Origin of the sequence: Streptomyces sp. NPDC050625 (assembly GCF_040654755.1) — a bacterium.
Taxonomy (GTDB): domain Bacteria; phylum Actinomycetota; class Actinomycetes; order Streptomycetales; family Streptomycetaceae; genus Streptomyces.
In genome coordinates this window covers 64,977-79,632 of record NZ_JBFAIQ010000017.1, presented here as the reverse complement: position 1 = coordinate 79,632, position 14,656 = coordinate 64,977, and the positions used below count along the sequence as shown (strand labels likewise).

General features: G+C 72.5%; 13 protein-coding genes and 1 riboswitch. Of the genes, 10 read left to right on the top strand and 3 right to left on the bottom strand.

The annotated features are described in order from the left end of the window. Positions 1-150: 150 nt before the first annotated feature. The 4 genes from AB0I54_RS30430 (at position 151) to AB0I54_RS30415 (ending at position 4,969) form a co-directional block, all read left to right on the top strand. Positions 151-1,566: a pitrilysin family protein gene (locus AB0I54_RS30430; protein WP_363299403.1), complete on the top strand. Its 1,416-nt coding sequence runs from the start codon at positions 151-153 to the stop codon at positions 1,564-1,566. Next, complete coding sequence (locus tag AB0I54_RS30425; protein WP_363299402.1) at positions 1,563-2,951, top strand: pitrilysin family protein; 1,389 nt, start codon at positions 1,563-1,565, stop codon at positions 2,949-2,951. The genes AB0I54_RS30430 and AB0I54_RS30425 overlap by 4 nt, the downstream gene beginning before the upstream one ends. A gap of 202 nt (positions 2,952-3,153) precedes the next feature. Then, positions 3,154-3,317: riboswitch (cyclic di-AMP (ydaO/yuaA leader) on the top strand. Positions 3,318-3,329: 12 nt separating this feature from the next. Continuing rightward, positions 3,330-4,085, top strand: coding sequence for a M23 family metallopeptidase (locus AB0I54_RS30420; protein ID WP_363299401.1), 756 nt, complete (start codon positions 3,330-3,332; stop codon positions 4,083-4,085). Between the two features lie 188 nt (positions 4,086-4,273). Next, the gene (locus AB0I54_RS30415; RefSeq protein WP_363299400.1) at positions 4,274-4,969 is read left to right on the top strand and encodes a GntR family transcriptional regulator; all 696 of its coding nucleotides are present in this window, start codon (positions 4,274-4,276) and stop codon (positions 4,967-4,969) included. 146 nt (positions 4,970-5,115) lie between these two features. Here the strand turns inward: AB0I54_RS30415 and AB0I54_RS30410 are convergent, their stop codons facing one another. After that, a complete protein-coding gene (locus AB0I54_RS30410) occupies positions 5,116-5,397 on the bottom strand; it encodes an HPr family phosphocarrier protein (RefSeq protein ID WP_363299399.1) in 282 nt (93 codons plus the stop codon). A gap of 178 nt (positions 5,398-5,575) precedes the next feature. On the opposite strand from AB0I54_RS30410, the gene AB0I54_RS30405 reads away from it, so the two are divergent. The 5 genes from AB0I54_RS30405 (at position 5,576) to AB0I54_RS30385 (ending at position 11,410) form a co-directional block, all read left to right on the top strand. Beyond that, positions 5,576-8,404, top strand: a complete 2,829-nt coding sequence (locus tag AB0I54_RS30405) for a GNAT family N-acetyltransferase (protein ID WP_363299398.1) — start codon at positions 5,576-5,578, stop codon at positions 8,402-8,404. A gap of 18 nt (positions 8,405-8,422) precedes the next feature. Next, positions 8,423-8,854, top strand: a complete 432-nt coding sequence (locus AB0I54_RS30400; RefSeq protein ID WP_363299397.1) for a hypothetical protein — start codon at positions 8,423-8,425, stop codon at positions 8,852-8,854. 1 nt (position 8,855) lies between these two features. Beyond that, positions 8,856-9,452 (top strand): DUF5998 family protein, encoded by a 597-nt coding sequence (locus AB0I54_RS30395; RefSeq protein WP_363299396.1) that lies wholly within the window; start codon positions 8,856-8,858, stop codon positions 9,450-9,452. Beyond that, a complete protein-coding gene (locus AB0I54_RS30390) occupies positions 9,452-10,657 on the top strand; it encodes a nucleotide pyrophosphatase/phosphodiesterase family protein (RefSeq protein ID WP_363299395.1) in 1,206 nt (401 codons plus the stop codon). Before AB0I54_RS30395 ends, AB0I54_RS30390 begins: the two co-directional genes overlap by 1 nt. Before the next feature lie 102 nt (positions 10,658-10,759). After that, positions 10,760-11,410 carry a thymidine kinase gene (locus AB0I54_RS30385; protein ID WP_363299394.1) on the top strand — a complete coding sequence of 217 codons (651 nt, stop codon included), beginning with the start codon at positions 10,760-10,762 and terminating at the stop codon, positions 11,408-11,410. A gap of 16 nt (positions 11,411-11,426) precedes the next feature. On the opposite strand, the gene AB0I54_RS30380 is transcribed toward AB0I54_RS30385, so the two are convergent. Beyond that, entirely contained in the window at positions 11,427-12,227 is an 801-nt protein-coding gene (locus tag AB0I54_RS30380; RefSeq protein WP_363299393.1) for a VOC family protein, read from the bottom strand. 320 nt (positions 12,228-12,547) lie between these two features. On the opposite strand from AB0I54_RS30380, the gene AB0I54_RS30375 reads away from it, so the two are divergent. Further along, a complete protein-coding gene (locus AB0I54_RS30375; protein ID WP_363299392.1) occupies positions 12,548-13,399 on the top strand; it encodes a sulfurtransferase in 852 nt (283 codons plus the stop codon). A 111-nt stretch (positions 13,400-13,510) separates the two neighbouring features. Here AB0I54_RS30375 and sepH read toward each other — a convergent pair whose 3' ends face one another. Further along, the gene (sepH, locus tag AB0I54_RS30370) at positions 13,511-14,542 is read right to left on the bottom strand and encodes a septation protein SepH (protein ID WP_363299391.1); all 1,032 of its coding nucleotides are present in this window, start codon (positions 14,540-14,542) and stop codon (positions 13,511-13,513) included. Between the last annotated feature and the right edge of the window lie 114 nt (positions 14,543-14,656).

Below are 14,656 nucleotides of genomic sequence, written 5' to 3'. Positions count from 1 at the left end.
CCCCGCGGCACGACTCCCGCAGGCTACGCGATCCGCTGTGGGCGTACGTCCGGCGGGAACTTCACCGAGGCTCCGGCCGCTTGCATACAGTGGCAGGACCGGCAGGAACACAGCGGTTGCACGACCGCTTCCGCGATCGAAGGGACGTACATGCCCATGGGTCACACGACCAAGGCCGAGGCAGGCTCCGGGGGCCTGGCAGCGACCGAGCACCGCCTGGCCAACGGTCTGCGCGTGGTGCTCTCCGAGGACCACCTGACCCCGGTCGCGGCGGTGTGCCTCTGGTACGACGTCGGCTCACGCCACGAAGTCAAGGGCCGTACCGGCCTGGCTCACCTTTTCGAGCATCTGATGTTCCAGGGCTCCGCGCAGGTGAAGGGCAACGGTCACTTCGAGCTGGTGCAGGGCGCCGGCGGCTCGCTCAACGGCACCACCAGCTTCGAGCGCACCAACTACTTCGAGACCATGCCCGCCCACCAGCTGGAGCTCGCCCTCTGGCTGGAGGCCGACCGCATGGGCTCGCTGCTGGCCGCCCTCGACGACGAGTCCATGGAGAACCAGCGGGACGTCGTCAAGAACGAGCGCCGGCAGCGCTACGACAACGTTCCGTACGGCACCGCCTTCGAGAAGCTGACCGCCCTCGCCTACCCGGAGGGCCACCCGTACCACCACACGCCGATCGGCTCGATGGCCGACCTGGACGCGGCCACGCTGGAGGACGCGCGCCGGTTCTTCCGGACGTACTACGCGCCCAACAACGCCGTGCTCTCCGTGGTCGGCGACATCGACCCGCAGCAGACCCTGGCCTGGATCGAGAACTACTTCGGCTCGATCCCCTCCCACGACGGCAAGCCCGAGCCCCGCGACGGCTCGCTGCCGGAGATCATCGGCGAGCAGCTGCGCGAGGTCGTCGTGGAGGAGGTCCCGGCCCGCGCGCTGATGGCCGCCTACCGGCTCCCGCAGGACGGCACGCGCGCGTCCGACGCCGCCGACCTGGCGCTCACCGTCCTGGGCGGCGGCGAGTCCTCCCGCCTGTACAACCGGCTCGTGCGCCGCGACCGTACGGCCGTCGCGGCCGGGTTCGGCCTGCTGCGGCTGGCCGGGGCGCCCTCCCTGGGCTGGCTGGACGTGAAGACCTCCGGCGACGTCGAGGTGCCGGTCATCGAGACCGCCATCGACGAGGAACTCGCCCGCTTCGCGGAGGAGGGCCCCACGCCCGAGGAAATGGAGCGCGCCCAGGCCCAGTTGGAGCGCGAGTGGCTGGACCGGCTCGGCACGGTCGCCGGCCGCGCCGACGAACTGTGCCGGTTCGCGGTCCTGTTCGGCGACCCGCAGCTCGCCCTGACCGCCGTCCAGCGCGTCCTGGAGGTGACGCCGGAGGAGGTCCAGGAGGTGGCCAAGGCCCGTCTGCGCCCGGACAACCGTGCGGTGCTCGTCTACGAGCCGCTCTCCGCCGAGTCCGCGGAGCACACCCAGGACGAGGAGTTCCCCGAGGACCCGGAGGCGGAAGCCACCGTGGAAGCGTCCACCGCCGACCAGAACGAGGACGAGGAGGCGGCCAAGTGACCGAGCTCGCCGCGATGGAGTTCCACCCCCAGCCCCGTGCGGGCGAGGCGAAGCCGTGGGCCTTCCCGGCCCCCGAGCGGGGCACGCTGGAGAACGGCCTGACCGTTCTGCGCTGCCACCGCCCCGGCCAACAGGTCGTCGCCGTCGAGGTGCTCCTGGACGCGCCGCTGGACGCCGAGCCGGCCGGTTTCGACGGTGTCGCCACGATCATGGCGCGGGCCTTCTCCGAAGGCACCGACAAGCACTCCGCCGAGGAGTTCGCCGCCGAGCTGGAGCGCTGCGGCGCGACCCTGGACGCGCACGCCGACCATCCGGGCGTCCGGCTGAGCCTGGAGGTCCCCGCCTCCCGCCTCGGCAAGGCGCTCGGCCTGCTCGCCGACGCCCTCAGGGCACCCGCGTTCGACGAGAGCGAGGTGGAGCGGCTGGTGCGCAACCGCCTCGACGAGATCCCGCACGAGCTGGCGAACCCCTCCCGCCGTGCCGCCAAGGAGCTCTCGAAGGAGCTGTTCCCGGCGACCGCGCGCATGTCGCGCCCGCGCCAGGGCACGGAGGAGACGGTCGAGAAGATCGACGCGGCAGCCGTCCGCGGCTTCTACGACCGGCACGTGCGGCCCGCCACGGCCACCGCCGTGGTCGTCGGCGACCTCACCGGCATCGATCTGGACGCGCTGCTCGGCGAGACCCTGGGCGACTGGAACGGCTCCTCGGCGCAGCCGCGGCCCGTGCCGCCGGTGACCGCCGACGACACCGGCCGGGTCGTCATCGTGGACCGCCCCGGAGCCGTCCAGACGCAGCTGCTCATCGGGCGGGTCGGCGCGGACCGGCATGACCGCGTGTGGGCCGCCCAGGTGCTCGGCACGTACTGCCTCGGCGGCACCCTCACCTCCCGCCTGGACCGCGTTCTGCGCGAGGAGAAGGGCTACACCTACGGTGTGCGCTCGTTCGGGCAGGTCCTCAGGTCCGCCCCGGACGGCACGGGTGCCTCGATGCTCGCCATCAGCGGCTCCGTGGACACCCCGAACACCGGTCCCGCGCTGCAGGACCTGTGGGCGGTGCTGCGCAAGCTCGCCGGGGAGGGCCTCACCGACGCCGAGCGCGACGTCGCCGTGCAGAACCTCGTGGGGGTCGCACCGCTGAAGTACGAGACCGCGGCGGCCGTGGCGAGCACGCTGGCCGACCAGGTCGAGCAGTATCTGCCGGACGACTACCAGGCGACGCTGTACCAGCAGCTCGCCGCCACCGGCACCGTGGAGGCCACCGCCGCGGTGGTCAACGCCTTCCCGGTGGACCGTCTGGTGACGGTCCTGGTGGGCGACGCCGCCCAGATCAAGGAGCCCGTCGAGGCTCTCGGCATCGGCGAAGTCACCGTCGTCCCGGCCGAGTAGGGGCACGCGCGCGTGGGTCCTGCCGGCCGACGGGCCGTCAGGACCCACGAACGTCTCTCCAAGATGTCCGAATTGGGGCGGAGGTTGCCTGTCTGCCCTGTGGGATGCGCTACAAAATCCGGCTTCGGTTTGGGGATCGAAAGACCGCCCGCATAGCGTCGTCCAGGCTGTTCGTCGGGCAGTGCGCCGCACCCGCGGCACCGGACAGTCATCGCCGAGTCCCCGTACGGCGCGAGCCAGGGGAGCCGGGGACCCATGCAGTCCCTGGGGTGAATCGGACACCCGCGCGTGCCGCGAGGGGGTCCGTAGGAGACCTTCCTGCTCCGAACCCGTCAGCTAACCCGGTAGGCGAGAGGGAAGGAAAGGACCAGCCACTACATGGCGTTCACCCGCGCCACCGGGAAGCACCGCCGTCCCGGCCGGATGCACCGCACCACCGTCCGCGCGGCGGGCGTCGCGGCCCTCGCCACCACCGGCGCCGTCGGCACCCTCGCGGCCTCTCCGGCCCTCGCCACCGAGCCCGCTCCCGCGGACACCGGTCTCACGCCGGTCATCACCATGGGCGACTCGGTCGCCGAGCAGATCGATGCCCAGGCCGCGGCCCAGGAGCAGGCCGCCGAGCAGAAGGCCGTCGAGGAGGCCGCGCGAAAGAAGGCCGTCGCCCTGGCCGAGAAGGAGCGCGAGGCCAAGGCGCGCGCCGCCCGCGAGGCCGAGCGCAAGCGGCTCAACGCGTTCGTGGCGCCGATCGCGAACTCGTACGTCTCCACCGGCTACAAGAGCGGCGGATCCCTGTGGTCCTCCGGCTCCCACACCGGCATCGACTTCCACGCCTCCAGCGGCACCACCGTGCACGCGGTGGGCTCCGGCACGGTCGTGTCGACCGGCTGGGGCGGGTCGTACGGCAACCAGATCGTGATCCGGATGGCCGACGGCATGTACACCCAGTACGGCCATCTGTCGTCCATCGGCGTCTCCGTGGGCCAGAAGGTCGTCCCCGGCCAGCAGATAGGCCTCTCCGGAGCGACCGGCAACGTCACCGGGCCGCACCTCCACTTCGAGGCCCGCACGACCCCGGAGTACGGCTCGGACGTCGACCCCGTCGCCTACCTCCGCAAGCACGGCGTGAACATCTGACGGCATGGCGCACCGCTTCCCGAAGCCCCGGCTCCCCGAGCCGGGGCTTTCGCCGTTTCGGTCGCCCCGCTGTCCAAAAAATATCCATGGATTCCGGCACGCCATCGGAAATTCCCGTTGATTGCAATAGAGTCACGGAACACACGTCAATCGGCGACGTTTCACGGGGATTAAAGCGGAGGTCGGTCATGCGTATTCCGGCGAGCTCGGTATGCACGGCGATCAGGGACGACATCGTCGCCGGTGTCTACGAGCGCGGCGGCCGGCTCACCGAGGAACTCCTCGCGCGCCGCTACGGCGTCTCGCGCGTCCCCGTCCGCGAGGCACTGCGCACCCTGGAGGCCGAGGGCTTCGTGGTGACCCGGCGGCACGCGGGCGCGTGCGTCGCCGAACCGACCGAGCAGGAGGCCGCCGACCTGCTGGAGATGCGCATGCTGCTGGAGCCGCTCGGCGCCTCTCGGGCCGCGCAGCGGCGCACCGAGGCCCATCTCAAGGTGCTGCGGGGCCTGGTGAGGCTGGGCCAGGAGCGGGCCAGGCGGGGCAACAGCGAGGATCTGCGCTCCCTGGGCGGCTGGTTCCACGAGACGCTCGCGCAGGCCTCCGGCAGTCACGCCCTGACCTCGATGCTGACCCAGCTGCGGCACAAGATCGCCTGGATGTACACGGTGGAGGCGCCCGCCAGCCCGGTGGAGTCCTGGACGGAGCACGGCGCCATCGTGGACGCGGTGGCGCGCGGCGACGGCGAGCGCGCGCGGGCGATCACGGCGCTGCACACCGAGCGCGCGACATCCGCGCACCGATTGCGCTTTCCCGGCGGCGGTGACCGTTCGGACCGTGTGAGGACTTCGCAACATGCCGTAAACATGTCGGGCCTGCGGCATTAACACGGGCGCCGTATACAAAGAAGGGATATTCGGCGGAGGTGCATTTCCGCTGCCCTGATTTCCGTGCGCCCGGAATTTCCATGAGAATACGGCGGAGCCGCGCCGCCCGAAAGGGCTGACGCGGCTCCGGCGTTCGGCGCGGTGGCTCAGACGGTCTCGGGCAGTTCCTCCAGGCCCTCGGCGACGAGCTTCGCGAGACGGTCGAGGGCCACCTCCGCACCCTCGGCGTCGGAAGCGAGGACGATCTCCTCGCCGCCCTGGGCGCCCAGCCCGAGGACGGCCAGCATGGAGGCCGCGTTGACGGGGTTGCCGTCGGCCTTGGCGATCGTCACGGGGATGCCGGAGGCCGTGGCGGCCCGGACGAAGATGGAGGCGGGGCGGGCGTGGAGGCCCTCGGCCCAGCCGACGTTGACGCGGCGCTCAGCCATGTGATGCTGCCCTTCACTGTTCAGGGTTGTCTAGACCAGTTTCCCATATCGTGAAGCATGCCCGGAGCGGGCCTGTGTTCCGCTCCGGAGGTGATGTCGGACCTCGGCCTCGATCCGACTTCCGTCCTCCACAGACTGCCTCGCGCCGTTGTCCGACGCGAGCCGTACTCTGGGGCCCATGCAGACCTCGGCGGGCCGGCAGGACCGGCACGAGTACCCCACTCACTGGGAGGCGGACGTAGTGCTGCGCGACGGGGGTACCGCGCGCATCAGGCCCATCACCGTTGATGACGCCGACCGCCTGGTCAGTTTCTACGAGCAGGTCTCGGACGAGTCGAAGTACTACCGCTTCTTCGCGCCGTACCCACGACTGTCCGCCAAGGACGTCCACCGCTTCACGCACCACGACTTTGTGGACAGGGTGGGACTCGCGGCCACCATCGGCGGCGAGTTCATCGCAACCGTACGCTATGACCGCATTGGCCCCGGCGGCCTGCCCGCCTCCGCCCCCGCCGACGAGGCCGAGGTCGCCTTCCTCGTGCAGGACGCGCACCACGGGCGCGGGGTCGCCTCCGCCCTGCTCGAACACATCGCGGCCGTCGCGCGCGAGCGCGGCATCCGCCGGTTCGCCGCCGAGGTGCTGCCCGCCAACACCAAGATGATCAAGGTGTTCACGGACGCCGGCTACACCCAGAAACGCAGCTTCGAGGACGGCGTCGTACGCCTGGAATTCGACCTCGAACCCACCGACCGGTCGCTCGCCGTGCAGCGCGCGCGGGAGCAGCGCGCGGAGGCGCGGTCCGTACGGCGGCTCCTCGCGCCCGGCTCCGTCGCGGTCGTCGGCGTCGGACGCACGCCCGGCGGGGTGGGCCGCGGTGTCCTCGGCAACATCCGGGACGCGGGGTTCACCGGCCGCCTGCACGCCGTGAACAAGGCCTTCCCGGACGAGTTGAAGGAGATCGACGGCGTGCCCGCCCGCCGCTCGGTGCGGGACATCGACGGCCCCGTCGACCTCGCGGTCGTCGCCGTACCGGCCGAACGCGTGCCCGAGGTGGTCGCCGAGTGCGGGGAACACGGCGTGCAGGGACTCGTCGTGCTGTCCGCCGGATACGCGGAGAGCGGACCCGAGGGCCGCGAGCGGCAGCGTGAACTCGTCCGGCACGCGCGCGCGTACGGCATGCGGATCATCGGGCCCAATGCCTTCGGGATCATCAACACCTCCGAGGAGGTGCGGCTCAACGCGTCCCTGGCGCCGGAGCTGCCCCGCCCCGGCCGGATCGGGCTCTTCGCCCAGTCCGGGGCGATCGGCATCGCGCTGCTGTCCCGGCTGCACCGGCGCGGCGGCGGAGTCACCGGGGTCACGGGCGTGTCCACCTTCGTCTCGTCCGGCAACCGCGCCGACGTCTCCGGCAACGACGTCATCCAGTACTGGTACGACGACCCCGACACCGACGTCGTCCTCATGTACCTGGAATCCATCGGCAACCCGCGCAAGTTCACCCGCCTCGCCCGGCGCACGGCCGCCGCCAAGCCGCTCGTCGTGGTGCAGGGGGCCGGGTCCGCTCCACAGGGCCATGCGGTACGGGCCACGCAGTTGTCGCACGCGACCGTCTCCGCGCTGCTGCGGCAGGCCGGGGTGATCCGGGTCGGCACGATCACCGAGCTGGTCGACGCGGGGCTGCTGCTCGCCCGGCAGCCCCTGCCCGGCGGGCCGCGGGTGGCGATCCTGGGGAACTCCGAGTCCCTGGGACAGCTGACCTACGACGCGTGCCTCGCCGAGGGGCTGCGGCCGCAGCGGCCCCTGGACCTGACGACGGCCGCCACCGCGGCGGACTTCCGGCGGGCGCTGTCCCAGGCGCTGGCCGACGACGCGTGCGACGCGGTGGTCGTCACGGCCATACCGGCCATCGGGGAGGGGTCGCCCGGGGACGCGGAGCTGGCCGAGGCACTGCGGTCCGCCGCCGCTGCCGCGCCCTCCAAACCGGCACTCGTCGTGCACGTGGAGCTCGGCGGGCTCGCGGAGGCGTTGTCGGCCGCGGCCAGCACGGCACCGAACCGACCCACGGACCGCACGCCCGGCGCGGGAGCGGCACAGCCGTCCCCCAGCGCCGTACCGGTGCAGGCGGACACCGCCCGCGGCGGCTCCCGCCTGATCCCCGCCTACCCCGCCGCGGAGCGGGCCGCCCGGGCCCTCGCCGAAGCCGTGAAGTACGCGCAGTGGCGGCGCGAGGCCGCCGACCCGGGCCGGGTCCCCGAGTACGACGACATCGACGAGAAGGGCGCCGCGGAGCTGATCGGCGGGCTGCTGGAGCGCGGGCAGGGACTCACGCTCGGCTCGGAGGAGACCTGCGCGCTGCTCGGGAAGTACGGCATCCACGTCCGCCGCGCGCTGCCCGCCCCCACCCCCGACACCGCCGCCGGGGCCGCCCGGACCCTCGGCTACCCGGTCGCCCTCAAGGCCACCGCCCCCCATCTGCGCCACCGCGCCGACCTGGGCGGGGTCCGGCTCGACCTGGCGGACGAGGAACAACTGCGCCGAGCGTACGCGGAGTTGACCGAGCTGTTCGGGAACCCGGAGGAGCTGCGGCCGATCGTGCAGTCGATGGCACCCCGGGGCGTCGACACCGTCGTACGGGCCGTGATCGATCCGGCGGTCGGAGCCGTGCTGTCCTTCGGGCTCGCCGGGGCCGCCTCCCAGCTGCTCGGCGACATGGCGCACCGGCTGGTCCCGGTCACCGACCGGGAGGCGACCTCACTGGTGCGGTCGATCCGGACCGCGCCGCTGCTGTTCGGCTGGCGCGGGTCGACCCCCGTCGACACACCCGCCCTGGAGGAGCTGCTGCTGCGCGTGTCCCGGCTGGTCGACGACCACCCGGAGGTCGTCGCCGTGACCCTGGAGCCGGTCGTCGTCGCGCCGCACGGCGTGAGCGTCCTCGGCGCCACCCTGCGGCTCGCGCCGCCGCCCGCCCGTGACGACCTCGGCCCGCGTACGTTGCCGGCCTACTGAGCGGGGGAGGGGGAGCGCATGGAGATCGCCGGACGGGCGCTGCCCGACGGCAGCTGGTGGGACTGGGAAGTGATCGTCTGGGACGCGGGGCAGCTCCGCCTGGCCGCCGGGCACGACCTCACCTACCGCCGCGGCCTGGAGCTGGTCTTCGTCGCCCCGGCCTTCGTGTCCTGTCCGCTCGGCTTCCAGGACCCCGTCTTCCGCCCGCCCACCACCGGGGAGACGGCACGTCTCGCGCGGGCGCTCGGCGAAACACCGCCCCTGGTGGTCGCGTTCGAAGCGGACGCCGACGGCAGTGAGCCCGTCTCCTGTCTGATCGCCGCGGAACGGCTCGACATCCGGCCCGGGCTCGTCCTCCGGCCCGCGCTCGTCCTCAGGCACCCGCGCGCGGGCGCCCACACCGCCCCGGCCGCCCACGACTGGCCCGGAGCCCCCTTGCCCACGGATTAGGATGGACGTCATGGCCAAGACCAGTACGACGACCCAGGGGCTGCGCGCGGCGATCGAGCGCAGCGGCTACTACCCGGCCCTCGTGGCCGAGGCGGTGGAGGCCGCTGTGGGCGGCGAGCCCATCCGGTCGTACCTGGTCCACCAGGAGACGACGTTCGACCAGAACGAGGTGCGGCGGCATGTGACCGTGCTCGTCCTCACCGGCAACCGCTTCATCGTCAGCCACACCGACGAGCAGGCCGCCGACAGCACCTCCCCGACGCCGTACGCCACGACGTCCACGGAGTCCGTGAAGCTCGGCCGGATCTCGTCCGTCGTGGTCAGCCGGGTGGTCGCCAACCCGGAGCAGTACGCGCCGGGCACGCTGCCCCGCGAGGTCGTGCTGACCATCGGCTGGGGTGCGGTCTCCCGCATCGACCTGGAGCCCGCCGCCTGCGGCGACCCCAACTGCGAGGCCGATCACGGCTACACGGGCAACTCGACGGCGGACGACCTGAGCCTGCGCGTCAGCGAGGCCGGGGACGGCCCGGAGACGGTGCGTCAGGCACTCGCCTTCGCGCAGGCCATCTCCGAAGCGACTGCGGACGTCACACACTGATGGCCCACCCGTCTGCCCCTGATTCCACCGCCTGGGACCACCCGGAACCGCTCGCCCTGGGCACCGCGCCGCTCCCCGAGTACGGCACCGGTTCGCTCGCCGATCTCCTGCCCACCCTGGCCGCCGGTATGGCCGTACCGGGTATGACCGCCGGGATCCAGGAGCTGACCGCGGCCGACCGCAACTGTGTCTTCCTGATCGACGGGCTCGGCTGGGAGCAGTTGAAGGCCCACCCGGACGAGGCCCCCTTCATGACCTCGCTGCTCGCGAGTTCGCGCGGGGGCACGGGACGCCCGATCACCGCCGGCTACCCGGCGACCACGGCGACCTCGCTGGCCTCCGTCGGCACGGGCCTGCCGCCCGGCGCGCACGGCCTGCCCGGCTACTCGGCCCGGAACCCGCAGACCGGCGAGCTCATGAACCAGCTCCGCTGGCAGCCGTACACCGACCCGCGTGCCTGGCAGCCGTACCCCACCGTCTTCCAGCTGGCCAACGAGGCGGGCGTGCACGCCGCCCAGGTGTCGTCCCCCGCCTTCCAGAACACCCCGCTGACCAAGATCGCACTCAGTGGCGGGGCGTTCCACGGACGGCTGACCGGCGAGGACCGCATGGACATCGCGGCCGAGCAACTGGCCGCCGCCGACCGCTCCCTGGTGTACACCTACTACGCCGAGCTGGACGGCGCCGGGCACCGCTACGGCGTCGCCTCCGACACCTGGCGCGGCCAGCTGATGTACGTCGACCGCCTCGTCCAGCGGCTGGCCGAGCAGCTCCCGCCGCGCACCGCGCTGTACGTCACCGCCGACCACGGCATGGTCGACGTGCCCTCCGACGAGCAGCACCGCTTCGACTTCGACGAGGACTGGGAGCTGCGCGCCGGGGTCGCCTTGCTGGGTGGCGAGGGCCGCGCCCGCCATGTCTACGCGCTGCCGGGCGCCGAGAACGACGTCCTCACCTGCTGGCGCGAGGTGCTCGGCGAGCAGTTCTGGGTGGCCTCGCGGAACGAGGCGATCGCGGCGGGCTGGTTCGGCCCCCGGGTCGACGACCGCGTGTACGCACGGATCGGCGATGTGGTCGCGGCGGCTCACGACGACGTCCTGATCATCGCCTCCGAGCGGGAGCCGAAGGAGTCGGCGCTGATCGGCAACCACGGTTCGATGACCCCTGCCGAGCAGTTGGTGCCTCTGCTCGAAGTACGCTCCTGACGCTCGAAGTTCGCTCCCGAAGCACCGCCCGCCGTCCCGCACGCCGTCCCGCCCGTCTTCGCCCCGCCCGTCCTCGCCTCGCCGAAAGGTGCTCAACTCCCCATGCCCGAGCTGGTGTTCTTCTCCGGAACGATGGACTGCGGGAAGTCGACGCTGGCTCTGCAGATCGAGCACAACCGCTCCGCGCGCGGTCTCGTCGGCATGATCTTCACTCGCGACGACCGGGCCGGTGAGGGCAAGCTGTCCTCCCGTCTCGGCCTGGTCACCGACGCGGTGGAGGTCGAGGACGGCCAGGACCTGTACGCGTACCTCGTCGACCATCTCTCCCAGGGCCGCCGCGCGGACTACGTGATCGTCGACGAGGCGCAGTTCCTGGCCCCGGACCAGATAGACCAACTGGCGCGCGTCGTCGACGACCTGGCCGTCGACGTCTTCGCCTTCGGCATCACGACCGACTTCCGCACCAAGCTGTTCCCCGGCTCCCAGCGGCTGGTGGAACTCGCCGACCGGGTCGAGGTCCTCCAGGTCGAGGCCCTGTGCTGGTGCGGAGCCCGCGCCACGCACAACGCGCGCACGGTCGGCGGCGAAATGGTCGTCGAGGGTGCCCAGGTGGTCGTCGGCGACGTCAACCAGTCCATGGACGAGGTCGGCTACGAGGTGCTGTGCCGCCGGCACCACCGGCGCCGTATGACGGCCGCGACGGCGCGTGCGGCGGCACTGTCCCCGGACGTCCTGCCGGTCCCGACGGACTGAGGCGCCCCACCGGGGCTCAGCGCGGGCTCTGGACCACGGAGAAGACGGCGCCCTCCGGATCCGCCACCGTCGCCACCCGGCCGTGCTCGGTGTCATGGGCCGGCTTCAGCACCTGGCCGCCCAGCTCGGCGACCCGGCGCAGCGTCTCGTCGGTGTCGGCGACCTCGAAGTACGTCAGCCAGTGCGGGCCCCGGTCGCGGGGCAGCGCGTTGCCCACGCCGTGGATGCCGGCCACCGGGCGCCCGCCGACGTGCAGCGTCACATAGTCGAAGCCGGCGGACACCACCGCCTCCTCCTGGAAGCCGAACACCGTCTTGTAGAACTTGGCGACGCTCGCCGTCTCGAAGGTGAGCAGCTCGTTCCAGGAAGGCGTGCCGGGCACGCCGGAGACCGCCATGCCGTGGTGCTCCGCCGCCTGCCAGATGCCGAACACCGCCCCCGAGGGGTCGGAGGCGATCAGCAGCCGACCGGCCTCGGACATGTCCAGCGGGCCCACGCCCACGGTGCCGCCGCACAGCCGTACGGTCTCGGCCATGTGGTCCACGTCGTCCGAGGAGAGGTACGGCGTCCAGGCGATCGGCAGATGACGGTCCGGCGGCAGCTGACCGATGCCCGCCACCTCCTGTCCGTCGAGCAGGGCCCGCACATAGGGGCCGAGCTGCTGGGGACCGGGCTCGAACTCCCAGCCGAACAGCGCACCGTAGAACTCCTCGGTCGCGGCCAGGCCGTGTGCCATCAGGGTCACCCAGCAGGGCGTGCCGGGCTCGCGCCGAGTTCGCGTGCCGTTCGGGCCCGCCGACCCCCGTGCCTCGGTCATCGTCACTCTCTCCCCGGCCCCTCGCGGTGGCCGTGTCGCTTCCGCTCTCCGGATCGGTGTGCCGCAGTCGCGCGCACGCCCCGTGCCGATGCTCGCACCCTCCGTGACATCGCGCGCCGCGGCCGCGCCGCTGCCGTGCGGCGCCGCCGCGAGGATGCCTGCTCTGCCTTTTCTCTCCCGTTTCCGGGTGATTGCCGCCGGGTGTCCATCAGCTGCACAGCATGTGCCCGATCCCGTACGCCTGGTGATCGAGCCTGTCCGGCCGAGCAGAGTAGTCGGACCTGGACGATGCGGCCACCCCTGACGTAAGGATGGAGGCCATGAAAGCCATCATCACCGCAACGCGACTCGCGCACGACTTGACCGGGGACAACCCGCCGGTGCTGCTCGACGTCCGCTGGCAGCTCAGCCTGGCCAAGGCGGCGGGAGCAGCGGCGTTCGACGGCCGGGCCGAGTACTGGGCGGGGCACATTCCCGGCGCGGTCTTCGTCGACCTGGACCGGGAACTCGCCTCGCCGCCGGGCAAAAATGGCCGGCATCCGCTGCCGGACACGGCCGGTTTCGGCGCCGTCATGCGCCGGGCGGGTGTGACCACCGGCCGGCCGGTGGTCGTGTACGACGGCGGTCAGGGCTGGGCCGCGGCCCGTGCCTGGTGGCTGCTGCGTTGGACGGGTCATCCGGATGTGCGGGTCCTGGACGGTGGACTGCCCGCCTGGGAGGGGCCGCTGTCGACGGACGTGCCCACGCCCGCCGAGGGCGACTTCGTGCCCGCGCCGGGTGCCGTGGGGCTGCTGGACGCGGACGGCGCCGCCGCGCTGGCCCGCTCCGGTGTGCTGCTCGACGCGCGGGCGGGGGAGCGGTACCGGGGCGACGTGGAGCCGATCGACCGGGTCGGCGGGCACATCCCGGGGGCCGTGTCCGCGCCGACGACCGAGAACGTGGCGGCGGACGGGCGGTTCCTGCCCGCGGAGGAGCTGCGGACCCGCTTCAAGTCCCTCGGGGCGTCCGAGGACGCCGAGGTCGGCGTGTACTGCGGCTCGGGCGTCTCGGGGGCGCACGAGGTCCTGGCGCTGGCCGTCGCGGGCATTCCGGCCGCGCTGTACGCGGGTTCCTGGTCGGAGTGGTCCGCGGACCCGTCCCGGCCGGTGGCCGTGGGGCCCGACCCCCAGTAGCGGCTGGAGAACCCGACCCCCCAGTAGCGGCAGCAGAAGGGGCCCCGCTCTTGAGCGGGGCCCCTTCTGCGCGCGGTCGTACGAGACCGGCCGCTCCTGCTTCTCGGCCGGCTACTCCTGCTTCTTGCGGCGCGTCCCGAAGACGATCTCGTCCCAGCTGGGGACGGCCGCCCGGCGGCCGGGGCGGACGCCGTCGGCCTCGGCCTGGCGGTCGGTGGCGCCGATGAGGCGGTCGCGGTGGCTGCCGACGGAGCGCGGCATGAGGACGTCCGCGTAGGCGGATCCGGCCGAGGCCGCGGGGGCGGGAGGCTCCTCCGCCTCGGGTTCGGTGACGGGCTCCTCCGGCACCTCCGCCGGGCGCTCCGGGACCACCATGTCGCCCCGGAAGCTCGGCACCGCCTCCAACAGGCTGGTCAGCGAGTCCCGTTCGCTCGTGCTCTCCTCGGCGGGCTCGGACGCCTGCGCCGGCAGACTGGGCCGCTCGCGGTCCAGGGCACGGTCCAGCGCACGATCGCGGGGCAGCCGGGCGATGCGCGGTACGAACGGAAAGCTCGGCTCCGGTACGGCGAGGTCGTCGGACTCGCCGATCAGCGAGCGTGCCTCGTCGTCGACGGCCTGCACGAGCCGCCGGGGCGGGTCGTACGTCCAACTCGCCGAGTGGGGTTCGCCCGCGACCCGGTAGACCAGCAGGACCTCCCAGGTGCCGTCGTCGCGGCGCCACGAGTCCCACTGCACGGTGTCCTTCTCGGCGCCGCGCAGCAGCAGTCGCTCCTGGACGGCCTCGCCCAGCAGGGGACCGGAGTTCTCGCCCGGTCTGCGGACCGGGGTCTTGCGGGCCCGCTCCGCCATGAAGGCGCGCTCGGCGAGCACCGGGCCCTCGAACCGCCGTACGCGGTCCACGGGGATGCCGGCGAGCTGCGCGACCTCTTCCGCGGTCGCGCCCGCACGTATACGTGCCTGGATGTCACGGGGCCGCAGATGGCTCTCGACCTCGATCTCGATCTGGCCGAGGCGGGGCCGGTCGCCGCGCACGGCGGCGCGCAGCCGCTCGTCGATCGGAAGCGTGTACTCCGTGGAGTCGGCAGCCTTGAGCACCAGCCGTGTGCCGTCATTCGAGACGGCCACGACACGCAGTTCGGGCATGGGGACCTCCCGGGTGGTGCCTGCCGACGTCACGTGCGTCGCTGCTTCCGCTAGTCGAGTGTGGCCTGCCCGGGTGCAGCCTGCCACAACCTTGCCGAGTTGCCCGGCGTGTCG